Annotated in this window: 21 protein-coding genes; 4 read left to right on the plus strand and 17 right to left on the minus strand. The window is 71.9% G+C overall.

Features of this window, described 5'->3' with window-relative positions; translation table 11 throughout:
- Positions 1–39: 39 nt before the first annotated feature.
- The 15 genes from ACFRIC_RS15675 to ACFRIC_RS15745 all read right to left on the minus strand — a co-directional run bounded on the left by ACFRIC_RS15675 (position 40) and on the right by ACFRIC_RS15745 (position 16,822).
- Positions 40–795 carry an SDR family NAD(P)-dependent oxidoreductase gene (locus tag ACFRIC_RS15675; protein WP_382785130.1) on the minus strand — a complete coding sequence of 252 codons (756 nt, stop codon included), beginning with the start codon at positions 793–795 and terminating at the stop codon, positions 40–42.
- Positions 792–2,108, minus strand: coding sequence for an MFS transporter (locus ACFRIC_RS15680; RefSeq protein ID WP_382785133.1), 1,317 nt, complete (start codon positions 2,106–2,108; stop codon positions 792–794). The genes ACFRIC_RS15675 and ACFRIC_RS15680 overlap by 4 nt, the downstream gene beginning before the upstream one ends.
- Positions 2,108–3,313: an IS701 family transposase gene (locus ACFRIC_RS15685; protein WP_382785136.1), complete on the minus strand. Its 1,206-nt coding sequence runs from the start codon at positions 3,311–3,313 to the stop codon at positions 2,108–2,110. Before ACFRIC_RS15685 ends, ACFRIC_RS15680 begins: the two co-directional genes overlap by 1 nt.
- Before the next feature lie 187 nt (positions 3,314–3,500).
- Positions 3,501–5,336: a hypothetical protein gene (locus tag ACFRIC_RS15690; protein ID WP_382785140.1), complete on the minus strand. Its 1,836-nt coding sequence runs from the start codon at positions 5,334–5,336 to the stop codon at positions 3,501–3,503.
- Positions 5,333–6,256, minus strand: a complete 924-nt coding sequence (locus tag ACFRIC_RS15695) for an FAH family protein (RefSeq protein ID WP_382785143.1) — start codon at positions 6,254–6,256, stop codon at positions 5,333–5,335. The genes ACFRIC_RS15690 and ACFRIC_RS15695 overlap by 4 nt, the downstream gene beginning before the upstream one ends.
- 110 nt (positions 6,257–6,366) lie before the next feature.
- Positions 6,367–7,572: a mandelate racemase/muconate lactonizing enzyme family protein gene (locus ACFRIC_RS15700; protein WP_382785146.1), complete on the minus strand. Its 1,206-nt coding sequence runs from the start codon at positions 7,570–7,572 to the stop codon at positions 6,367–6,369.
- Positions 7,565–8,446, minus strand: a complete 882-nt coding sequence (locus ACFRIC_RS15705; RefSeq protein ID WP_382785149.1) for an alpha/beta fold hydrolase — start codon at positions 8,444–8,446, stop codon at positions 7,565–7,567. Before ACFRIC_RS15705 ends, ACFRIC_RS15700 begins: the two co-directional genes overlap by 8 nt.
- 13 nt (positions 8,447–8,459) lie before the next feature.
- Entirely contained in the window at positions 8,460–10,361 is a 1,902-nt protein-coding gene (locus ACFRIC_RS15710; RefSeq protein ID WP_382785152.1) for a GH3 auxin-responsive promoter family protein, read from the minus strand.
- A gap of 242 nt (positions 10,362–10,603) precedes the next feature.
- The gene (locus ACFRIC_RS15715) at positions 10,604–10,870 is read right to left on the minus strand and encodes a transcriptional regulator (RefSeq protein ID WP_382785156.1); all 267 of its coding nucleotides are present in this window, start codon (positions 10,868–10,870) and stop codon (positions 10,604–10,606) included.
- Positions 10,867–11,508 carry a hypothetical protein gene (locus tag ACFRIC_RS15720; RefSeq protein ID WP_382785159.1) on the minus strand — a complete coding sequence of 214 codons (642 nt, stop codon included), beginning with the start codon at positions 11,506–11,508 and terminating at the stop codon, positions 10,867–10,869. The genes ACFRIC_RS15715 and ACFRIC_RS15720 overlap by 4 nt, the downstream gene beginning before the upstream one ends.
- A 364-nt stretch (positions 11,509–11,872) precedes the next feature.
- Positions 11,873–12,670, minus strand: a complete 798-nt coding sequence (locus ACFRIC_RS15725) for a carbon-nitrogen family hydrolase (RefSeq protein WP_382785926.1) — start codon at positions 12,668–12,670, stop codon at positions 11,873–11,875.
- 79 nt (positions 12,671–12,749) lie between these two features.
- A complete protein-coding gene (locus ACFRIC_RS15730) occupies positions 12,750–13,517 on the minus strand; it encodes an SDR family NAD(P)-dependent oxidoreductase (protein ID WP_382785162.1) in 768 nt (255 codons plus the stop codon).
- A 211-nt stretch (positions 13,518–13,728) separates the two neighbouring features.
- Positions 13,729–14,601, minus strand: a complete 873-nt coding sequence (locus tag ACFRIC_RS15735; protein WP_382785166.1) for a TetR family transcriptional regulator — start codon at positions 14,599–14,601, stop codon at positions 13,729–13,731.
- A gap of 569 nt (positions 14,602–15,170) precedes the next feature.
- On the minus strand, positions 15,171–16,124 hold the full coding sequence (locus tag ACFRIC_RS15740; RefSeq protein ID WP_382785169.1) for an NAD-dependent epimerase/dehydratase family protein: 954 nt from the start codon (positions 16,122–16,124) through the stop codon (positions 15,171–15,173).
- Entirely contained in the window at positions 16,121–16,822 is a 702-nt protein-coding gene (locus ACFRIC_RS15745; protein ID WP_382785172.1) for a ScbR family autoregulator-binding transcription factor, read from the minus strand. The genes ACFRIC_RS15740 and ACFRIC_RS15745 overlap by 4 nt, the downstream gene beginning before the upstream one ends.
- Positions 16,823–16,944: 122 nt before the next feature.
- Between ACFRIC_RS15745 and ACFRIC_RS15750 the strand changes: the two genes are divergently transcribed.
- Complete coding sequence (locus ACFRIC_RS15750) at positions 16,945–18,108, plus strand: ScbA/BarX family gamma-butyrolactone biosynthesis protein (RefSeq protein WP_382785175.1); 1,164 nt, start codon at positions 16,945–16,947, stop codon at positions 18,106–18,108.
- 399 nt (positions 18,109–18,507) lie between these two features.
- A complete protein-coding gene (locus ACFRIC_RS15755; RefSeq protein ID WP_382785179.1) occupies positions 18,508–19,332 on the plus strand; it encodes a hypothetical protein in 825 nt (274 codons plus the stop codon).
- 81 nt (positions 19,333–19,413) lie between these two features.
- On the opposite strand, the gene ACFRIC_RS15760 is transcribed toward ACFRIC_RS15755, so the two are convergent.
- Entirely contained in the window at positions 19,414–19,800 is a 387-nt protein-coding gene (locus tag ACFRIC_RS15760; RefSeq protein WP_382785181.1) for a VOC family protein, read from the minus strand.
- Complete coding sequence (locus ACFRIC_RS15765; RefSeq protein ID WP_382785183.1) at positions 19,797–20,090, minus strand: ArsR/SmtB family transcription factor; 294 nt, start codon at positions 20,088–20,090, stop codon at positions 19,797–19,799. Before ACFRIC_RS15765 ends, ACFRIC_RS15760 begins: the two co-directional genes overlap by 4 nt.
- 251 nt (positions 20,091–20,341) lie before the next feature.
- Between ACFRIC_RS15765 and ACFRIC_RS15770 the strand changes: the two genes are divergently transcribed.
- Together ACFRIC_RS15770 and ACFRIC_RS15775 are read left to right on the plus strand one after the other, a co-directional pair.
- On the plus strand, positions 20,342–20,782 hold the full coding sequence (locus tag ACFRIC_RS15770; RefSeq protein ID WP_382785186.1) for a glutaredoxin domain-containing protein: 441 nt from the start codon (positions 20,342–20,344) through the stop codon (positions 20,780–20,782).
- Between the two features lie 33 nt (positions 20,783–20,815).
- Positions 20,816–21,175, plus strand: a complete 360-nt coding sequence (locus tag ACFRIC_RS15775; protein WP_382785189.1) for a hypothetical protein — start codon at positions 20,816–20,818, stop codon at positions 21,173–21,175.
- The last annotated feature ends 34 nt before the right edge of the window (positions 21,176–21,209 follow it).

The following is a 21,209-nucleotide window of genomic DNA, read 5'->3' on the forward strand; positions in this document are numbered from 1 at the left end:
GCGGGCTGTCCGGGCCCTGTCGAAAGGGCCCGGCGGGGCTCACATGTAGAGGCCGCCGTTGACGTCGATCACCGCGCCGGTGGAGTAGCCGGCGCTCTCGGAGCACAGGTGCAGGACGCTGCCGACCGCCTCCGCCACCGTGCCCATGCGCCGCATCGGCAGCTTCGAGAGCACCGCCTGCTTCTGCTCCGGGTCGCGGCGCTCCCAGGCACCGGCCACCCGGTCGGTCGCGATGGGCCCGTGGGCGACGACGTTCACGACGACACCGGCGGGGGCGAGCTCGTAAGCCATCTGCTTGGTCATGCCGATCACGGCGGCCTTGGCACCGACGTAGGCGGCGTTGTTGAAGTGGCTGTAGGTACGGCCCCCGGCCGAGGCGAAGTTGACGATGCGTCCGTAGCCGTCCTGCGCCATCCGCGGGGCACACGCCTTGATCGCGACGAACGTGCTGACAACGTTTTCCAGGTGGGACTGGCCGAAGTGCTCCTCGGTCAGGTCCGCGTATCCGATGACCCGGGTGTCGCCTCCCACCCCGTTGACCAGGATGGAGGGGGCGTGCCGGTCGACGATGTCGGCGAGCTGTGCCTCTGCGGCGGGGATGTCGGTGATGTCGCCGACGACCACGTCGACCTTGGTCTGCTGTTCCAGTTCGGCGGCGAGGCGGTTCACGGCCTCCTCGTTCTTGTCGAAGAGGACGAGCGTGTGCCCCTGGCGGGCCAGGCCGCGCGCCACGTCCTGGAGGATTCCGCCGGCCGCGCCGATCAGGAGGGCGGTGCGCGAGGTCTCTACGGTCATGTCGATTCCCTGGGTTGGGGTTGGGAGGTGGAGGGTTGGGCTTGAGGGGCCTGGGGCCGCGTGGTCGTTGTCGTCCCGGAGGTCGTCGCGGGCTCGGGTTCCGGTGCCTCGTCGGCGGCCGTCGGCTTCGCGGTGGTGGCGGCGAAGTCCGAGATCCGGGTCATCGACTTGAAGCCGGCGGCGACGCCCAGGCCGAGGACGAGCAGAGCGATCCACAGGAACGGGTATCCGTAGGCGTTCGCCACGGTGATCCCGATGGGGCCGCCGATGACGAAGGCGGCGTTCCAGGCGAAGAAGTAGGAGCCCTGATAGGTGCTGACGCGTCCCTCGGGAGCCCGTACGGCGATGAAGGTCGCCGACATGGGCGCCCACAGGACCTCGCCGAGCGTCCAGACGACGGTCGCCGCGGTGAACAGGACGATGTCGTCCGCCAGGGCGTTGAGACCGAAGCCGACGGCCATCAGCGTGGCCGCCAGGACCAGCGGCGTCTCGTCGCCCATCCCCTTGACCGCCTTGGGCACCAGGGGGAGCAGGGCGATGGACAGCACCGCGTTGATGGCCAGCACGATGCCGATGTCTCCCGGACTCAGCCCCGACCCGCTCATGTCCAGCGGCAGCGCGGAGTTGACCTGGAGATAGACGCAGGCCAGCAGGAAGACAAGGGCGAGGAAGGCGACCAGGACAGGGGAGCGGTAGGGCTCGCCGATGCTGCGCGCCGCGCGCCGCAGGGCCGACGCCCCGCCTGCGCCGTGCTCCACCGGACGCGCCTCGTCAGCCGGCAGGGCGCAGACCAGGAGCGCGTAGGCGGCGCTGCCGGCGGCCCAGACGAGGAACAGCGCGGGCGGATAGAAGGAGAGCAGGAACCCGGAGATGACCGGGCTCAGCGACATCCCGACGTTGAAGCCGACGAGGAAGAGACTGTAGGCCTTCGAGAACTGCTCCTGCGGGACGATCTTGGCGATCAGCCCGGCACCGGCCGGCCGGTCCACCGCCGACAGGAAGCCGGTCGCCAGGGAGAGCAGCCCGAGCGCGTACACATCGGTGGTCACGAGGAACAGCAGAGCCGTGACGGCCGCGAGCGGCTGGGCGGCGATGATCGTGCGCCGTGGCCCGATCATGTCGGCCACCGCGCCGCCCACCAGCCCCGAGGCGAGGATGCCCGCCCCGAACAGACCGACCATGATCGGTGTGGTGTGCGCGTCGACGAGGTGGTCCTGCTCCAGGAAGAGGACGAGGAAAGCCGGGGCGAGGATGCCCAGCCGGCTGACGGTCTGTCCGGCCCAGAGCAGCCAGAAGGCCTTGGGAAGTGCCATCAGTTGCCGATCCTTCGTGTCGTGGTGAGGCTGCTGTACGCGAAGGCGGCGGAGACCAGCGTCATGTGGTGGTGCCATCCGGGGTAGGACCGGCCTTCGAAGGCGCGCAGACCGAAGTCGTCCTCCAACTGCCGTACGGTGTCGGCGGTGCCGGCGTGCAGGGCCGCGAGTTCGAGCAGCTCGCCCGCGGGCCGGTTCACGAGGCTGGTGATCCAGGTCCGTCCGAGGCGGCGGGTGTCCGGATCCCATTCGGCGAACACGCGGTGGGCGGGCGGGTGTCCGGCGGCGCGGGAGGCGCGTGACGCTCCCGGTTCCGGGTCCGGCAGCCGGACCACTCCGGTCAGGACGTGCGCCGTACGTTCCTCGCCCCGGCGGGTCCTCACGGTCACGAGGTGCGGCGCCGCGGCTTCGCGTCGGGTGAGAACCTGTCGTACCGTCAGGATTGTTTGTGAGGACGGAAGTTCGGGGCGGGTGGATCGGGGGCCCGGCTGCGGGGCGGGGGCGGCGAGGACCGGCAGGGCGGCGGGCACCGCGACGACGAAGTGACGTCCCCGGGAGCTCAGCGCGCGCACGATCTCCCCGGTGTCCGCGTAGCCGTCGAGGTCCGCGACCACCGGCACCTCGGCGAGCTGTCCGGCCGCCGGCAGGCTCTCGACCAGGTCGAGGGTCTGCGCCTCGGCGGAACGGTGTTCGGTGCTCTCGGGGATGCGGGCCCGACGGCGCAGCGCCGGGTCGTTGGACCACTGGTCGGGCAGCAGCAGACGCCAGTCGACGGGCACGTCCTCGGTGTCCGTGGACAGGAACGCGCCCACGCCTACCTGGCAGTTGAGGGTGCGGCCGGCCTGGGGCACGAAGCGCCGGTGCACACCGCAGGACCGGTCGCCCCGCTTGGGGACCACGGCCAGGCCGATGGTCCAGGCGCGGGGCGCGGTGTGCCGCTGGACCCAGCGGGTCAGCTCGGCGCGTACGGGCTCCCAGGCCCAGGGGCTGGCGTTGATGAACTGGTGCAGGGACTGGGGGGCCGTGCACGAGTCCGACACGGTCGCCGCCAGGCGTCGCACCGTCTTCTTGCCCGGTGTGGTCAGGAGCCCCTCCATGTAGGCGTGCGCCCACCGCCGCTGGTCGGCCCGGGGCAGCCGCCCGAAGAGCTCCTGTGTGAACGCGGAGACCGATGCCCGTGGCCGCGTAGCCGGCTTCGTCGCCATCGCTTGTGTCCCTCCCGCTGGTCCTGCTGGTCCCGGCCCCTGAACGGCGCCACACGGAAAGAATAGAGAACGATCGCTTTGTTTTCGACTCCGGGGTGGGGACTGCCGGATACTTTGCGAAGTCCGTCCACGGAGCGAGCCCGAGAGAAGCGGTCTGACCTGCGCATACGTGCGAGCGATGCGCGGGTCAGGCGACGAGGTCCAGCGCGCGTGCGGTCAACTCCGCCGCGATCTCGGGCGCGTTGAGACCCCCGCCGCCGGCGCCGGCACCCGTCCTCGCCCCCGCCTCCGGGGGGTCGGGCATCCCCAGGGACAGCGTGAGGGCTCCCTTGAAGCGGGACAGGTGCAGGACACCGAACGGCCGGGGCGCCGTGCCGCGTACGGCCGTTGCGGGGGAGACTCCGTACGGGGTTCCGTGCCCGCTCGGCCGCCATACGCGCTCGTATGGGGTGGTCCCGTAGCCGGGTTCGTGCGCGGTGGTGCCGAATCCGGGCTCGTACGCCGTGGTGCCGAATCCGGGCGTGTACGCCGTGGTCCCGTGGGCCGACTCGTAGGGGGATGTCCCGTACAGGACCTCGTGTCGGGCGCCTTCGTGCACGCGGGTCTCGTACCGGGCCGTTTGGTACGCGGTCTCGTACCGGGTCGTTCCGCGCCCGGTGTCGTATCGGGCGGTGGTTCCGTACGTCGGGCTCCCGCAGGGAGGTGCCCCGAACTCGTTTCCGTACAGGGCGGGTTCATAGGGGACGGTTCCGTACGGAATCGTCGCGTACCGGGTCACCAGGGCCGCGTGGTGGCCCAGCGCAGTGTCCGCGCAGCCCTCCTGCGTGACCCGGAAACCGAGCCCGCCCCCGGCCGCCGTCTCGGCCTCCACCGCACGCCGGATACGGGCATGGTCCTGCCGGGCAGGGTGCCACGCAGCGTCCGCCGCCCGCACCGCCAGACCGTACGCGCGGGCGTGATCCGCCAGCGCGCCACCGTCCCCGGCCCGTACGGTCGCCCGTACGACGTTGACGAAGCAGCCCACCTCGGACACCCGGACACTCTCCGCGTAGCGCCGGCGCAGCGAGACCGCCGTCAGCAGGGCCACCTCCTCCTGGCCCACCGCCCGCGCGCACGAGTCGGCCAGCGCCGCCGCGAAGAACTCGCCCGCGGTGATGCGGTGGCGTCCGCACCACGCCGTCAGGCGCGCGCTCTGCCGGGCGGTCAGCGTTATCGGCGCCACGCCGCTCGCGCCGACGGGAGCGGCCACCGTCCCCACCGCGCCCCGCGCGGGCCGGAGATGGGACGGCAGCCGCGTTCCCGGGAGCGAGGCCGGGCTGTCCGGCCCGCCTGCGCGGAAGGCGAGCGGGGCCCGGGGAGCCGGGATCGGACCCGGCACCGGGCCCGGCCCCGCGCCCAGGTACGGCGGTGGCGGCGGGCGATAGGTCAGGCCGTCCGCGTCGGGGGCCGGATCCTGCCGGTAGCCCGGCCGGCCGCAGCCGGCCGGGCCCTCTCCGAGCAGGGCGTCCAGCAACGCCCGAAGCAGCCGCGCCGTGGACGGGCCGTCGCACAGCGCCGGGTGACAGGTCAGCAGCAGATGCGTCCCGGCGGCGGCCGGATCGTGACCGACCTCCAGCCGCCACAGCGGACCGCCCGCCGTCAGGACATCACCGACCCCGCCCATCAGGACGTCTCCGGCCCCGGACGTCGACACGTCGTCGGCCGCGGAGGACGTGACGATCCCGGCGCCGACCCGACCGGGACCCGGGACCGCCGTCGTGCACACCTCCTGGCGGAGCTGGTCCGGGGCGAATCCGGGCCCCTCGCGGAACCACAGGCTCCCGCCCTCCTCCACGATCCGCAGGGACAGGGCACGAAAGCCCCGCGCCCACCGCGCCACGGCCCCCTCCACATACGCCGGGGAGAACACGGCGGCCACCGTCAGACGGGTGGTGGTCTGGGTCTGCCCGCCCGTCAGCGCGTGCCGGTAGGCGCAGGCCGCCTCGGTCCCGCTGAGCCTGCGCAGCACCCCGGCCGGCGTCATCCCGCGACTCGTCCCGCGACCGGCCGCGCCGCCCGTCCGCCGGGCCAGGAGACCGTGTTCGTCAGGCTCACCCCGTGGCTGTCGAAGTCGAGCGTGACCCGGTCCTGGTCAGCCATCGTGAACCCGCCGTGGAAACTGCTGCGGTCGGCGCCGAGATACACGTAGTGCACCCGCCCCGGGTGCAGCAGCGCCCCGTGGGAGAACAGCCCGGACGTCATCTCCTCCAGCCCGTAGTGCAGCGCCTTCGTGCCGGTGGCGAACTCGCCTTCCCAGACCCGCGCGCCGTCCCGCTCGATCGTGACGCGCCCGGTCACCGACCGGGGCGGCTCGTCCAGGAACAGCAGGGACGCCACCCCGGCGTCGCACAGCTTGGCGTACGACAGATGCCCGGGGTGGTTCCGGAACCGGCCGATGTCGGTCAGGTCGTTGCCGAAGGTGTAGCCGGCGTAGCGCGGGCTGCCGTGCTCGTCGGTGACGAACACCAGGACCACCTCCGCCTCCTCGCACAGCGCGACGGCGCCCGGCGGCACGGACAGCGGTTCGCCGGAGACCTTCAGGACCTCCCCGAGCCCCTTGACGAACCAGTTGGGCTGCGCCTGCGTGGTGGCATCGACCTTGACGTTGTGGGTCTGCATGAAACCGCTGACCATGGCGTCCCCGACGGACGCGGGCAGCAGCGGCGGCCGCGGCACGAGGCCGTCGCGCCCGGCGGCCGGGACGACCACCTCCGGGCGGCCCGCGGTGAGGGCGGCCCGCAGCGCGTCGCCGTCACCGCCCGCCCCCGACACCGCGGCCACGACCGCGGCGCCCAGGTCCTCGCCGGGCCGGACCGGATACAGACGGACGGCCTCGCCGTCCGCGGGCAGGCCGAGGCCGAAGTGGCGCTCACCCTGGTAGGTGCATTCGAAGAACACGTTCATGGCGGAGATCTCCTTGAGATGAGGGCAGGTTGTCGGGGCATGACTGACCGAGGCGTCGCGGCTGTCAGGCCGTCCGGCCGACCGGATGTCAGGCGTCGGGGGCGGGGGTCTCAGAGCGAGGCGGGGGCGGTCGGCCGCGGGGCGGTCAGGGGCCGCCAGGAGTCGCTCTCCTCGGCGAGGGCGAGCACGGCCCACGGCTCGGCCGCGTCGTTCAGCGTCAGACCGAAGCCGGAACCCGGCGCGGGCGAGAGGGTGTTGGCGCGGCGGTCGACGACCGGGCGGGGCGAGACGATCATCTCGGGGAAGAAGCGGTCGCTCTGGCCCGCCTCGACGGTGAGCGCGTCACGGTGGCGGAAGGCCAGCGCCCGGCCCGCGTTGATGAGCGGGCCGACCTCGGCCACCTGGACACCGATCTGGAACGCGATGCCGTGCGTGCGGGCGTACTCGATGAGACGGGCCGCGCGCAGCGGGCCGCCGTTCTTCGCGACCCGGATGTTGAACGCGTCGCACGCCCGCGCCTCGACCGCCGTCCGGGCGTCGTCCAGGGTGCACAGGGATTCGTCCAGCATGATCTTCAGCCCCGCCCGGCGGCGCAGCGCGCCCAGAGCGGCCCAGGACCCCTTGGGCAGCGGCTCCTCCACGTAGTCCGCCCCGGCGTCCCGCAGCCGCCACGCGTGGGAGAGCGCGGTGGCCTCGGTCCAGCTCATGTTCGCGTCCACCATGACGGGCACGCCGTCACCGAGGTGCGCGCGCACCGCCCGGACGCTGCGCGCGTCGCGCTCGATGTCGTCGGACGCCTTGATCTTGACGAAGTGGAACGGACCGCGCGTGGCCAGGAACTCCTCGACGGTGATGCTCAGGTCGAGCACCTGTGAGACGGGAAGCGGGGCCTCCGGCGCGCCGACGCCGGCAGTCGGCCCGGCGTCGCCGATCAGTTCCGCCGCGCCGAGCCCCAGCCGGTGGCCGAGCAGGTCCAGGACCGCCGTCTCCAGCAGGCACAGCAGGTTGTTCCCGCCGGTGATCCCGAAGACCTCCGCGAAGCCCTCGCGCCGCGTGCGATCGAGCAGTTCGGCCGGTGGCTCGCCGTGCAGGAGCGCGAAGAGCCGCTCCAGAGGCGTCCGGCGCAGGGCATCGAGGACGGAATCGGTGCTCTCGCCGGTCACGTACGTGCGGGGCGCGCACTCGCCGATGCCGCTGACGCCCTCGCAGGTGAGCCGCAGGACCAGGCTGTCGGAGGTGGCGCGGCGTGCCGCGGGGTGGTCGAAACGGGCGTGCATGGGCTGGCGCACCCGGTGGAGAACGGCGGTCTCAGGCATCGCGGTCGAGTCCCTGGAGCAGGGTGTGGGTGGAGGTCCAGTCGACCAGGTCCGCGGTGACGCCGGTGAAGAAGAGATAATGCCTGTCGGTGGGCAGCTTCATGATCGTCCCGCGGTCCGGCGCGATCGCGGCGAACACCCGGTGGGCGCTGTCGAGGTCGACGATGGGGTCGGTCATGCCCGACACGAAGGTGGCCGGGACCGCCGGGAGGACACGGCCGCCGGGTTCCAGGTAGCGCCGTTCGAGTTCCAGAAGGGTGCTCCGGGAACGGCGGGTGATCAGGCGTACGGCGAGGTCGTCGTGATCGATGAACTCCTGGTACTTGCGGTCGTCGGTGAAGTCCTGCGACTTCAGGCCCGCGTCCCACGGCTCGGTGCCCGTCTCGGCCGCCAGCGCCCGCAGTTCGTCCTCGCCGAGCGTGGCGTGCATCCGCCCCAGCCAGGCCGAGCAGAACACGGCCGCGTCGTAGCGGGTGGTGAAGTCCGGGTGATGCATGAGAGCGGCCATGAAGGACCCGCCCAGGCAGTGGCCGAAGAGCGACAGCGGCACGTCGTCGCCGATCATCTCCCGTACGTGGGCCAGCGCGGCGATGTAGTCGCCGAGCAGCGTCTCGGCCGCGGGCAGGTCCCCGCGGTCGCCGGGGCTGATTCCGCTGCCTCGCCGGTCCAGGACGAAGAAGGCGATGTCGTTGTCGGCGAAGCGGGGGCCGACCTCCCACATCCAGCCGGCGTGGCTCTGGAGGCCGTGGAAGTAGAAGACGGCGCCCTTGACCCGCTCGGGCCGCCAGAGGTGCAGCGCCAGGTCGACGCCGCCGGAGGGCAGGTCGATTATCTCGCGGCGGGTGTTCTGCGGAGGCCTCTTGGTCTCGATCATCTCGTTGTTCTCCTCAGCGTGCGAAGTGATGTGCGGTGGCTACCGCGGGGATGGTGGTGAGGGCAGGGGTGACCGGTGTGTCGGCGGTGATCGCGGGGGCGTCGACCCGCGTGTCGGGCCTGGCCGTGGGGGAGTTGACCGATGTGGCGACGGGGGGCGTGGCAGCGTCGACGGGTGTGGCGACGGTGGCCGTGGCGGCGTCGACCGGTGTGTCGGGCGTGCCCGTGGGGGAGTCGACCGGTGTGTCCGTGGTGATGCCGTCGATGCCGGCCATGAAGTCGACGTCCTTCTGGAACGGCTTGTACTTGTACTGGGTCGCGTTGCCCACCTGCCGGCGGGACTCGGCGTACGCGGTGATCGCGTCGAGCGGCACGGTGCGGACCCTCAGCGGCCCGAGCCGGCCGCTGTCCCGCTTGGAGGCGTACTCGATGTTGACCTCGCACAACTCCCGGTCCACCGCATCGGAGAGCGAGTGGTCGAGGTCCCGGCCCGGTACGGGGACCTCGGCGGCGACGATGTAGTACGGCGGCTCCCCCCACTGCGGCCCGCACATGTACAGGCCGGTGTCGACACCGAGCCCGGCCATGCCCTGCTTGATGGCCTGCGTGACCTCGGCCTCGGTGATCTTCTCTCCGGTGAACGAGTGGAAGACGCCGTCCCGGTGGACGAAGTGCAGCCAGGGCGTGCCGTCGACGACCCGGTCGACGCGGTAGATGTCGCCGGTCCACAGCCGGTAGAGGCCGTTGCCCTGCGTCATGATCAGGTGGTAGTCGCGGCCCGCCTCGACCTCGTCGAACAGCAGCGTCCGCACCGGGGTCCCCGCGTCGACCAGTTCGCCCAGGGGTACGTCGGCGGGGACGAACTCGAAGAACGCCTGACCGACCGCGAGCGGCTGGCTGTCCAGGGAGTCGTCCACCGGGATGGACGTCACGCCCTCGGTGCCGCAGCCCATGAACGGCAGCTTGCTGACGCCGGGCAGCACCGCGTCCAGCTTGGCGCGGTACAGCTCCGCGCTGGAGGACAGCCAGCAGCTGTACAGGGTCAGCGACGGCCATACGTCCGTGAGGCTGAACTCGCCCTTGGCCAGCACCGATTCGAGGTGCCGGGCCGCCGTCTCGTCCGGCTCGGACCACGGCAGTCCGTCGAGCGTGCCCTCGCGCAGATCGCGTACGAGCTCTTCACCGTGCTCGGCGACCAGGTCGCGCAGCGAAATGAGCGTGCTCGGGTTGATGGCCGATATGTAGTGCAGGTCCTTGCCCACGAGGTGGCGGATGCGGTGGTACATCCGGCCCGCGTGGGTGGCGGGGGCCTGGGTGTTGAACCAGGGGGACTGGTACCACGGCGGGTTCCAGTCACGGCTGTTGATCTGCGGGTGCCGGTTGCTGATCGCCTGGTGCTCCACGCCGTGCACGAAGTCGTACACGTCCTCGCGGACGGTCTGCGTGTCGAGGGTGGCCCAGGGGTGGGCGAGCAGCTCGGGGTGGTGCAGGAGGTAGGTGCCCCACATGGCCTTCATGGCCGGGATGCGGTACGTGAGCAGCCAGTGCAGCGTGTACGGGACCCGCTTGGGCACGCCGGTGGTACCGCTCGTCTTGAGCCAGCGCAGTACGGGGCTGCACGAGAGCACACCTCCCTTGGTCCGGGTCTCGCGCTCGATCTCCGGGAGGAAGTCCGCGTACCGCCTGATCGGCAGGACCGAACGGAAGCGGGAGGGGTCCTCGGCCGTGACGTTGTAGCCCCGCGCCTTCCAGTGGAGGGAGTCGGCGCAGACGCCGATGATGTCGCGCAGCACGCGTTCCTGCGCGGACTTGGGGTCCTTGAGATCCGCGAGCAGGGCGTCGCGGGCCTGGAGGCACTCCTGCACGAACGGGTCACGCCGGTTGTTCCAGTGCTGCTGCCAGTCGGTGGTGTCCATCGGTGCCACTTCTCCTATCGTGATGAATGTGGATAAAACGGTCATGTGGGGTGTGGGGGTGCCCGTGATGCAGGGCATCTGGGGGAGGGAGAGGAAGACGGAGAGCGGGAGGGCGCGACGGGGGCGGGCCGCGGCCGGCGGTCGGCAAGGCGGTGGCCGGGGGAGGCCGGCCAAATGGGCGGCCGGATGGCCGGATGGCCGGATGGGGCGGCCTGGTGGAGCGAACGGCCGCCCCTGTCCCGTCAGTTGTGAAGTACGGGGCCGCCGGCGGCGGGCGTCGATGTCGTGGCTGTGGCTGTGGCTGCGGCTGTAGCTGGAGGGGTTGCTCTGGGCGTCGGCTTGGTCGTACGGGCGAGCTCGGTCAGCTCGTCGAGGTCGTAGAGGGCGCGTCGCGCGGTCCCGTACCTGGTGATCTTGCCGCGCCGGGCCCACTGGCGGATCGTGACCTCCTGGACGCCGAGGACGAGTGCCGCGAGCTCGGTGGGCACCCGTCGGGCGCGGGCGCTCACGCCGCCTCCCTCAGGGCGAGCCACTGACGCGGGGTCAGGACGTGTCCCGCCGCGCAGACGGGTCCGCGCAGCAGCAGGCCCTCGCCGCCCCGCCGGGGCAGGAACACCTCGGCCGCGCAACCAGGTTCGACGCAGGGGCCGAGGGGGACGAGGTCGGCCGCCGGAGCGGTGTTCTCCCGCCGCAGTCCCGCCGTCGCCCTCGCCATCTCGTCGGCGAACCGGCCGGCTTCCGGACGGGCCGCCAGCCAGCCGGTGTGCCGGCCGAGGAAGGCGGCCATGTCGGCCACCGTCCGGCGCGGCGGCGCCGCGTCCGCCACCTCGTCCACCACGAGCCGCGCCCAGGCGGACAGTACGGCCACCACGTCGTGGCGGGCCTCCAGGGCCGCGGACCGGACCGGTAGAGCCGCTTCCCGGCTGCCGGTGATGCGCTGCGCGGGAGCGCCGCCGGAGGGCCTGTTCCGCTCGGACTCGCTGTGCCCGTGCAGCTCCGGCAGCGCGGCCAGGTCGCGCACGACGGCCCGCCGGCACAGGCCGCACAGACGACTGCCGGGCTCCGCGCGCCGCCCGCGCGGGCGGCCGGCGTCGCCGTCCGCCCTGCGGCAGCGCGTCGAGGTGCACAGGGACGATTCGTCGGCCACGGCCAACTCCTAGCTTTTTCGGGGTCGGTGAACAAGAAAGCGCCGCACGAGGCGGCGCTTCGGGGAAGTGGTGAGGGCCGCCGTGCGCGTGAACAAGCCTGTGGAACACGGCGGTTCGTGCGGTGCGGGGGAGCGTCCGGAAGAAGACATACGGGCTCGGGAAAGAGCGTTACACGGCTGCCGGTCAGCAGCAAGTGCCGACCGCCCTCGGGGCCGAACTCCCCTGCTACTTCGGCAAGTCGGGCGCCCTGGAGGCCCTGAAGGCCCTGTGGCGAGTGCTGGGACTGTTCTGGGAATCCGTCCTGGCACTCGCCACCCCCCGACACTTGACACCAACCCACCCATCTTGGGAGGGCTGTCAGTCCTAGGCAGGCTGCGGCACGCCCAGCAGCCGGTCGCGCAGCACCGGGAACTCCTCGCGCGTCCGGGCGACGAGGCCGGGGTCCAGCTCCACTCGCAGCACCTGCTCCCCGGCTCCCGCCTCGGCGACCACCTCGCCCCACGGGTCGACGACCACGCTGTAGCCGGCCTGCTCCACCCCGGCGTGCGTGCCCGCGGTGTTGCAGGCCAACACGTACGCCTGCGACTCCACCGCGCGGGCGCGCGCCAGCAGTGACCAGTGGGAGCGCCGCCGCGCGGGCCAGCCCGCCGGGACGACCAGGAGATCGGCCCCGGCGTCGACGAGCAGCCGGAACTGCTCGGGGAAGCGCAGGTCGTAGCAGGTGGCCAGGCCGGCGGTCAGTCCGGTGCCGGTCAGCGGGGCGGTGACGACCTCCTGCCCGGCGGCCATCAGCGCGGCCTCGCCGCGGTCGAAGCCGAAGCGGTGGATCTTCCGGTACGTGGCGTGCGGACGGCCGTCGGGTCCGAAGAGCAGCGAGGTGTTGCGCAGCGCCCCGTCCGGGCACCGCTCGACGATCGAACCGGCGTGCAGCCACACTCCGGCGTCGCGGGCGGCCGCCCCCATCGCCGTGGCCGTCGGACCCGCCAACGGCTCGGCGTGGGCGTCGAATCGCTCGAAGTCGAACGCGCCGACCGGCCACAGTTCGGGCAGCACCACCAGGTCCGCGCCGCGCTCCGCACGGACCAGCTCCGCGACGCGCTCGCGGCGGGCACCGGCCGTCTCGCCGGGGTCCACATCGAGCTGCAGGAGCGTCGCGCGCACCGTCGTACCGTCCATGGTCGAGTCCCTTTTCCGTGTGAGGTGTGAGATGTGAGGTGTGTCGGGCGTCCAGCGTCGGGTGTCAGCGCAGGTGGGAGGCGCCGTTGAGGTCGAGCACGGCCCCGCCGGCCCACTCCGCCCGCTCCGAGGCGAGCCAGGCCACGGCCGCGGCGATGTCCGACGGGTCCGCGACCCGTCCGTACGGGCTCTGTGCGCGGATGGCGTCGCCGCCCGGCCCGGCGAGCAGGGGCTCGGCCAGCTCCGTGGCGACGAAGCCCGGTGCGACGGCGGTGACCGTGATGCCGTGCGGCGCGAGGGACTGTGCCAGCGACTGGGTCAGGGCGTGCACGGCCGCCTTGCTCGCCCCGTAGGCGGGGGCGTCGGGCTCGCCCCGGTAGGCGCCACGGGAGCCGATGTTGATGATCCGGGCGCCGCGCGGCCCCTGCGGCCGGTGCATCAGGTGGTCGACCAGGCACCAGGTGAGCTGGGCGGGGCCGTGCAGGTTGACGTCGACGACCCGCCGCCACGCGGCCTGCCAGTCCGCGTACGACGTGCTGGTGATGGGCTGCTCGGTGTAGATCCCGGCGTTGTTCACCAGGACGTCGACGGTGCCCAGGGCGCTCACGGCGGCCGTGAGCACCGCCGCGGCCTGGTCGGGGTCGGCGAGGTCGCCGGACACGACGGTGTGACCGTCGCCGGGCAGCGCGTCCGCGACGGCCCGCGCGGCGGCGGTGTCCGCGTGGCAGTGCACGGCCACGGCATGGCCGGCCGCGGCCAGTTCGGCGGCGACGGCGGCTCCGATGCCGCGGGACGCGCCGGTGACGAGGGCATGGCGTCGATCGGTGGTCAAGGGGACGCTCCTTAAAAACGGCACGTACGGCAGGTACGGCGGGCAGGGCGGAGGGGAAAGGTCACGCAGGCCGACGGGGAAGCCGACGCGCGCCGGTGGCGGCGGGAGGTGGGAACGCCGGGCGGAACGGGTGATAGAAGCAGAGCGGCGTGAGGTGCAACGGGATGCTCTGGGAGGGTAGTTGGGCGTGGCAGTGGGAGAGTCGAGGCGGTCAGCGAGCCCCCTCCGAGTCTCCGGCGGAGGAGACGTCCGGGGCGAGGAGACCGTCCCCGGCGAGAGTGCTGCCTTCGGTGGCGTCCGCGAAACCGGGCCCTCCCGTGAATCCGGGCTCTCTGGCGTAGTGGGGTTCCTCCGCGAAACCGGGCTCCCTGGCATAGCCGGGCTCTCCCGCGAAACCGGAATCCCCCGTGACACCTGCGACACCCGTGCTGACATCGTCTCCCGCGAGGGTGTCGTCTCCCATGAGGGCGTCGTCTCCCACGAGCTTTCCCGTGAGGGCGTCATGGAGCCCGCCGCACGTCAGGAACGACCACAAGCTGCGCAACTCCTGTGACACGCTGCCGCCTTCGGCCCCGGACCGTACCGACGCCTCGGCGCCGGCCATCAGATAGGCCACCAGCAGTTCCATGTCCCGCAGGTCCCTGTCGCACGGGACCGGGATCCCGTCCGCCTCGGCGCGGGCCCGTTCCAGCAGTTCACGCAGGACACGGACCCAGCCCGCGGGCCGCTGCGCCGGGTCGCCCGTCCCTTCCTGGACCAGCCGTCCGGCCGCGCGTACGGTGACGTCCCGCTCCAGCAGCCAGGCCAGCTCTATCGTCAGGTCGATGACCACCTGGACCCCGGGGCGCGGTACGGCGGCGATGGGGCGCAGGGCGGTGAGCGTCGCCGCGTCACCGGCCGCGCGCACGGCCTCCGCCAGGTCGCCCTTGGTGGGGAAGTGGAAGGTCAGCGCGCCCATGGTGGTGCCGGCCGACTTGCAGATACGGGACAGCGAGGTCCCGGCGTATCCGTGCCGGTCGAACTCCGCGGCGGCGGCCGCGATCAGCGCGTGGCGGGTCTGTTCGGCCCGCAACTGTCTCACCATGCCAGGACCTCCGTGCCCCGACAGCGCTCTTCCCGCGGGGCGGGGGCGGTGGCGACCGCCGGGGGCGGCGGTGGGGAAGGAGGGGTCCGTTGTTCTCGACCGGGCTGCACAGTTCCTCCGGGCTGCTAGAAGGCGTTGCGCCGGCCGGGCCGGAACGGCCCGAGGTGTCTGGTGCCGTGCGTCGCACGGTGGAGGAGACGGTTCCGCGGCGCTCGGGCCGGCGGTCACCGGTCTCCGGGCCACGCGTCCCCGGACGCGTGGCCCGGGGCCGCCGATCCCCGGGTCCCCGTCCCCAGGCCCCCGTCCCCGGGACGCCGGCCCCCGATGCTCGGGGCCACCGGTCCCCGGGCGGTCGGCGGGACGGGGATTTCCTCGGCCCTGTTCCGGCGGTGACCGGGGCCGCGGGCCCGGCGGGCTCGGTGACGACCCCCAGACCGTGCAACACGATGTCGGTGCTTCGGTGGCTGGAGCCTATAGCCGAGCGGGTCCGGTACCGCCCTGTTCGCGCACCTGGCGAACGACTTTGGCACCTTGCGGGCATCCGTCGTACGACTTCGGCGCGTCCTCCGTCAGGCCGCCAGGTGAACGCGGTACCAGTCGGCGGACTCGGCGAGACGGGCCAGCGGGCCGGGTCCCGCCGGGCAGTCGGTGATCCGCCAGATGTCGTCGCTGCGATACCAGTGGTCGCGGGCCAGCAGAGAGAACTGACGCTCGCTCATGCTCCCCGGCGCCTCCCGCAGTCGGCCCAGGCAGGTCTCCCAGGACCAGTCGTCGGTGACCGGGTCCAGCAGGCCCCGTTCGGTCAGCGCAGCCATCAGGTCGCGGTTGCTGACGGGCACCGGATGGCTCGCGTGGTGCACCGCCGGTCCCGCCGGGGTGCCGGTCGCGGCGAGCGTGGCGATCAGCCGGGCCAGGTCCTTGACGTCGACCACCGACAGCAGACCGCTGCCGCTGTCCCAATGCGCGGGGACTCGGGAACGCAGCTCCGACAGCGCCGGAACCACCCAGCGGTCACCGGCGCCGAGGACGAGGCCGGGCCGCAGCACGACCGCCCCCGCCTCCAGGGCCAGGCGCTCCCCGGCGAGCCGGGTGACGCTGGCGGGGGAGACGGGGGCCGGGGAGACCTCGTCCACCGCGATCCCGCGGTGCGGGCCGGGCCCGTAGACCGCGGCGGTGGACAGATGCACGATCCGGGCGACGCCCGCGCGCCGGGCCTCGTCCAGGAGGGCCCGGGTGCCGTGCACGTTGACGGTCTCGCACGCCTCCGGGTCGCCCGAGACGCGGGAGGCGAGGTGGACCAGTACGTCCGTGTCGCGTGCCGCGCCGCGCAGTGACGGCGGGTCGGACAGGTCCCCGGGCACCCAGGACAGGCCGGGCGTGCCCGGCCCGTCGGCGGGAGCGGTCCGGGCGAGGGCCCGGACACTGACGTCGCGCCCACCGGCGCGCCCGCGCAGCAGGGCGCGCAGGACCTCGGAACCGACGAAGCCGGTGGCGCCGGTGAGCAGGACTCTGAGGGGTGTCACGCGGGAGACTCCGTCTCGGCGGCATCGGCATGGTTGGTGGTGGCAGTGGTGGCAGTGGTGGCAGCGGTGCTGCCGGCCGTGCTGGTGATGCCGCTGTACAGGGACAGGTCCAGGTCCGCGATGACCTCGGCCGGCGCGAGGGCGGGCAGCAGACATCGCCACATCGACGCGATCCGCTCGGGCAGGTCGGCCCGGTCGGTGGAGATCTGGGACATGATCTGCGTGCCGGTGTACGCGCCGACGAGGAGCCGGGCGAAGTCCGCCGTCTGGACGTCCGGCAGGATCTGCCCCATCTCGCGGGAGCGCTCCAGCTCCTGGCGGAACTGCTCGGCCCACCACTCGTAGATCGCGTAGTCCTGCAGCTCGGTCGCCCCCTGCTCCACGGCGAGCCGTACGCCCGCCCGGAAGAGGATGTTGCTCTGCATCTCGACCGCCAGGTACCCGGTCATGTCCAGGAGTTGCTGAAGTCCGCCCCCGCCCTCCGGAAGCCGCAGGTCGGCTGCCTGCTCCAGGATGACCGCGCGGGCCAGTTCCTCCTTGGACTTGAAATGGAAGTACATGGCCCCGGTGGTGGCGCCGGCCCGGTCGAGGATCTTGTTGATGCTCGCGCCGGAATAACCGACTTCATCGAAGACCTCTGCGGCCGCGCGCACCAGTGTTTCCCGGGTCCTGACCGCCCGCTCCTGCTGACGCGCCATCGATCGGCCTCCTGAATCCCTCGACAAACAAAAAGAACGACCTCTATGTTATTCGAGTCGGGCCCGACGACCAAACGGGGACCGGCTTCCATCTCGTGCTGAACCCAGGGGGAGATTCAGTCATGCCGTCGAACGCTGTCCAGGAACAGGTCACCACCGTCCAGGAACTCGTCACCACCGCGGTACGGGAACACGTCACCACCGCCGTACGGGAACCCGTCGCCACCGCTGTACGAGAGCCCGTCGCCACCGCTGTACGGGAGTTCACCACCGGCTCGCTCGCACCCGTACCGCAGACCTACACGCACAAGACGAGGCAGGAGGAGGTGCTGCTCCGAACCTGGGAGCGCACCGGTCCCGACGCCTTCACCGTCACCGCCGAATGGCCCCGCGACCACCGCTTCTACCGCACCCGCCACGGCCTCCTCGACCCGATGCTGCTGAGCGAAACGATCCGCCAGACCCTGCCGCTGCTCTCGCACGGCGCCTACGCCGTGCCGTTCGGCCACCAGCTCCTGTGGCAGGACCTCGACTGGCACATGGCGACTCCGGCCCCGGCCGCGGGCCCGGAGATACCCATGGGCCTCGAAGGCCCGCTCGCGCCGCATGCCCGCTCCGACTCCGCACCCGCGACACCCGCCGGCCTCGAAAGCCCCGTCGCCCTGCGCGCGGGCTCGGACCCGGAACCCGCCCTCGTCGAACTGCGCATCACCTGCCCGAAGGTCACCTACCGCCGCGACCGCGCCGCCTCGATCGCCCTGAGCGTCGAAGTCCTGCGCGACGGCGCCCCGTTCGCCACCGCGCACTCCCGCTTCACCATCCAGGACCGAGCCGTGTACGAGCGGCTGCGCGGCCGGTACGCCGACATCGCCGCGCTTCGTGTCCTGCCGCTGTCGCCCCCGGCGTCCCCGCGACCCGTGGGCCGGGACGGCTTCGAGGACGTGGTGCTGTCTCCCACCCACACCCCCGACCGCTGGCAGTTGAGGGCCGACACCACCCACCCGATCCTCTTCGACCACGCGGTCGACCACGCCCCCGGCATGCTGCTGCTCGAAGCGGCACGCCAGGCCGCCCAGGCGCTGGCCCACCCCACGCCCACCATCGCCGTCGGCATGGAGTCCGTCTTCACCCGCTACGCGGAACTCGACGTGCCGTGCTGGATCCTGGCCGACGCCCACCCCGCCGACTCCCTCGGCCGCACCCGCGTCCACGTCACCGCCCGCCAGAACGACCGCGACATCTTCACCTCGACGGTCACCCTGGCCCCGCTTCCCACCCACCTGTAACGACACCCGCGCCACAGGTCGTACGAGCGGTCGGACTGCTGCTCGTACGTCGGGCGCACGGTGTGGGGCCGGTGCACTTCGTACCGCCGGCCCCACACCGTCGTGGCACGAATCGGACCGCACGGCATGACCCTGGTACGGACGGCTTCCACGCCGTCAACATCCCCGAGCCGTGCGGTGATTGACGAGTCGCGACCGCTCCCGTACCTCGCGCGCAGGCCGGATCTATGATCCACTCTGGCGGCGAGTCACAACTCCTCGCCCTGCTCCGCAGGAGTCCGTCCCACTCCGCCCGGGAAGGGCGCAGCACCCACGGGAACAGGTATGACGACGGTTCACACGGCAGGAGTTCAGGAAGACCGACAGCCCGAGTCCGGGCCGGAACGGAACCGGGGCGCCTTGGTGCGGGTCCTCATACGGGTGGCGACCGTGCTCGTCGCCTCGGCCGCGGGAGTTGTCGGCGTCCTCCTCTTCCAACGGAGTGCCGGCGCGGACACGACGGCTGTCGACGCCCAGGCCGCCGCTCTCGCCGACGACCTGCGCGGCGACTTGAACGCCGGCTTCTACTCGGGAGGCCATGCCTACGGGGGACAGTTCACCGAGGGCACGATCGTGGCCCAGGTCGAGGCGCACGGAGGGGCGCTGCTGAGCATCGGCCATGCGCGGGACCGGTCCGACCCTCACGTCCACACGGCACAGGTGATGCTGGGGCTGCTGCCGCCCGGACACGGGTCCGTCGCGGCGGACGCCTATCCCGTCCGCTGCTACCGCTACACCTTCGGTCTGGGCTCCTACAGCGTGGACCGGTCCGCCATGACCTGCCCGGCTTCGCGGACCGACGGCCGACCCGGCAGTCCGGTGGCGGAGATGGGCGCGCTCCTCGCCCGGCAGCCCACAGGACCGTACGCCTACCGGCCGTTGACGACCGAGGGCTACCCGCATACGCCGCAGGGCGCGCTCGACTTCCTCGAAGAAAAGCGGCTGGTCGGCGCGAAGGACACCGTGGATGTGATCTCCGGGCAGGCCGCGGGGGATGGTGACGTCTACGTCCTGGCTCTGCGCATCAACGGCGTCTGTCACCGCCTGCGGATGGAGTCCTCGTCCGCCGCGTCAGGCTTCGTACCCCTGTGGGCCGCCCCGGCCGACCAGCAGAAATCGTGCGACGCGAAGGGGGCGGCGGCCGCCGCGACCCTGTACGGGATCGATCCGGTGAAGGAGGGGTGACATCCGCGCGCCCCCCGGGACCCCACGGTCGAACCGGCCCGCGCGCGGGCCGGGAATCGCGGCCGGGGCATGAGCCGTTCTCTATTTGCTGTGGACGATTTGGATCAGGTTGCCGCAGGTGTCGTCCAGGACCGCGGTGGTGACCGGGCCCATCTCCAGGGGCTCCTGGGTGAAGGTGACCCCGAGTTCGCGCAGCCTGTCGAACTCCGCCTGCACGTCCTCCACGGCGAACGCGGTGGCCGGGATGCCGTCCTGGACCAGCGCCGTCTTGTACGGCTGCACCGCGGGGTGGCCGGACGGCTCGAGCAGCAGCTCCGTCCCGTCGGGATCCTCCGGCGAGACCACGGTCAGCCACCGGTGCTCGCCCAGGGGGACGTCGTGCTTCTTCACGAATCCCAGCACCTCGGTGTAGAAGCGCAGGGCCTTCTCCTGGTCGTCGACGAAGACGCTGGACAGGTGGATCCTCATTCGGTGCTCTCCGATGTGTCGGGCCTGAGCCATCGGGCCGCGATGCGCTCGAGGGGTTCGGTGTCGAGGTCGTGGAACTTGTACCGGCCCTGGCGACGCGAGACGACCAGTCCCGCGGACTCCAGCACGGCCAGATGCTGGCTGATCGCCTGACGGGACAGCCCCAGACCGTGCTTGGTCACCAGCCGTGTGCATATCTCGAACAGGGTCTGCCCGTTCCGCTCCACCAGCTCGTCAAGGATCCGCCGACGCGTCGGGTCGGCCAGCGCCTTGAAGACATCTTCTGCCACGGTCACCACCATAGGCAAGTGTTGACTTGCCTATCAAGTCGAGCTTCACCCGATCGACGAGACGAATCGACGAGACGCCTCTATGGGAGGAAGCGACGGGACGGCACGGAGGCATGGTCGGAGACGGAGCCATGGACGGAGACGGATTCATGGACGGAGACGGATTCATGGACGGAGACGGAGGGGCCGAGCCGGAGGCAGGGCGGCCCTGGTCCGGTGCGCGCGCCGACTCGCCGGTACCCTGCGGCAGCATGATGCGTCCTTGGTTCCTGCCCCTGCTGCTCGTGCTCTGCGGTTCGGCCGTCGCCACGGTGACGTTCCTCAGGGGGAGCCCGGCCACAGCCGCGGGAGTGCTTGCGGCGTTCCTGGTGCTCGCGGGCGTGAACTCGCCCCTGATCTTCCCGAGGTCCATCGGGGCGGGGGAGGCGCAGCGCCGCAGCGAGGTCGACGGCCGGCCCGTCGTGTACTGGCGTCCCGGTTGCACGTACTGCATACGCCTGCGCCTCCGACTGGGACGCCGCGCCCGTCGGCTGCACTGGGTCAACATCTGGCGCGACCCGGCAGGAGCCGCGGCGGTCAGGGCGGTCAACGACGGCAACGAGACCGTGCCGACCGTCGTCATGGCGGGCCGGCCGCACACCAACCCCGATCCCGACTGGGTACGCGAGAAGCTCTCCGGTCACCCCAGCTGACGTGCGCGGCCCTTGTGCCCCTACTGTGCGGCCATGGCAGTCATGGACGTTCGCAACGACAACAAGGGCTGGCTCGTGCTGTGGCTGGAGCCACTGGGGGAGGACCGCTGGCTGAGGCCCGATGAGACCTTCCGCATCCGATCCGACTACGACGGTGATGAGTTGGCCTTCTCGATCACGTCCTGGGTGAACGAGGAGGACCGGGCCGCCGGGATCGAGAACGTGACGGTCTGGATCGAGGCCGGTGACTTCGACGTTCAGGTGACCGATGGCGCCGGAAACGTCGTCGAGTGCGGCCACCACCGGCCGGAAGAGATCGACAGGAAATGGGCCGAGGCGGCGGAAGCGGCGCGCAAGCGGGTGAGCGAGCGCGAGGCCCGGACGAACCCTTGAATCAAGCGCGGAATTCGACGCCCCGTGGTGGATC

The sequence above is a fragment of the Streptomyces sp. NPDC056738 genome (assembly GCF_042790435.1).
Lineage (GTDB): Bacteria > Actinomycetota > Actinomycetes > Streptomycetales > Streptomycetaceae > Streptomyces.

Bases quoted from the DNA above. Each gene is read 5' to 3' on its own strand.
- ACFRIC_RS15775 (WP_382785189.1), top strand. From the start codon at position 20,816: ATGGCAGTCATGGACGTTCGCAACGACAACAAGGGCTGGCTCGTGCTG.
- ACFRIC_RS15680 (WP_382785133.1), bottom strand. From the start codon at position 2,108: ATGGCACTTCCCAAGGCCTTCTGGCTGCTCTGGGCCGGACAGACCGTC.
- ACFRIC_RS15705 (WP_382785149.1), bottom strand. From the start codon at position 8,446: ATGATCGAGACCAAGAGGCCTCCGCAGAACACCCGCCGCGAGATAATC.
- ACFRIC_RS15750 (WP_382785175.1), top strand. From the start codon at position 16,945: ATGCCGTCGAACGCTGTCCAGGAACAGGTCACCACCGTCCAGGAACTC.
- ACFRIC_RS15760 (WP_382785181.1), bottom strand. From the start codon at position 19,800: ATGAGGATCCACCTGTCCAGCGTCTTCGTCGACGACCAGGAGAAGGCC.
- ACFRIC_RS15695 (WP_382785143.1), bottom strand. From the start codon at position 6,256: ATGAACGTGTTCTTCGAATGCACCTACCAGGGTGAGCGCCACTTCGGC.
- ACFRIC_RS15745 (WP_382785172.1), bottom strand. From the start codon at position 16,822: ATGGCGCGTCAGCAGGAGCGGGCGGTCAGGACCCGGGAAACACTGGTG.
- ACFRIC_RS15700 (WP_382785146.1), bottom strand. From the start codon at position 7,572: ATGCCTGAGACCGCCGTTCTCCACCGGGTGCGCCAGCCCATGCACGCC.
- ACFRIC_RS15770 (WP_382785186.1), top strand. From the start codon at position 20,342: ATGATGCGTCCTTGGTTCCTGCCCCTGCTGCTCGTGCTCTGCGGTTCG.
- ACFRIC_RS15675 (WP_382785130.1), bottom strand. From the start codon at position 795: ATGACCGTAGAGACCTCGCGCACCGCCCTCCTGATCGGCGCGGCCGGC.
- ACFRIC_RS15710 (WP_382785152.1), bottom strand. From the start codon at position 10,361: ATGGACACCACCGACTGGCAGCAGCACTGGAACAACCGGCGTGACCCG.
- ACFRIC_RS15685 (WP_382785136.1), bottom strand. From the start codon at position 3,313: ATGGCGACGAAGCCGGCTACGCGGCCACGGGCATCGGTCTCCGCGTTC.
- ACFRIC_RS15690 (WP_382785140.1), bottom strand. From the start codon at position 5,336: ATGACGCCGGCCGGGGTGCTGCGCAGGCTCAGCGGGACCGAGGCGGCC.
- ACFRIC_RS15735 (WP_382785166.1), bottom strand. From the start codon at position 14,601: ATGGTGAGACAGTTGCGGGCCGAACAGACCCGCCACGCGCTGATCGCG.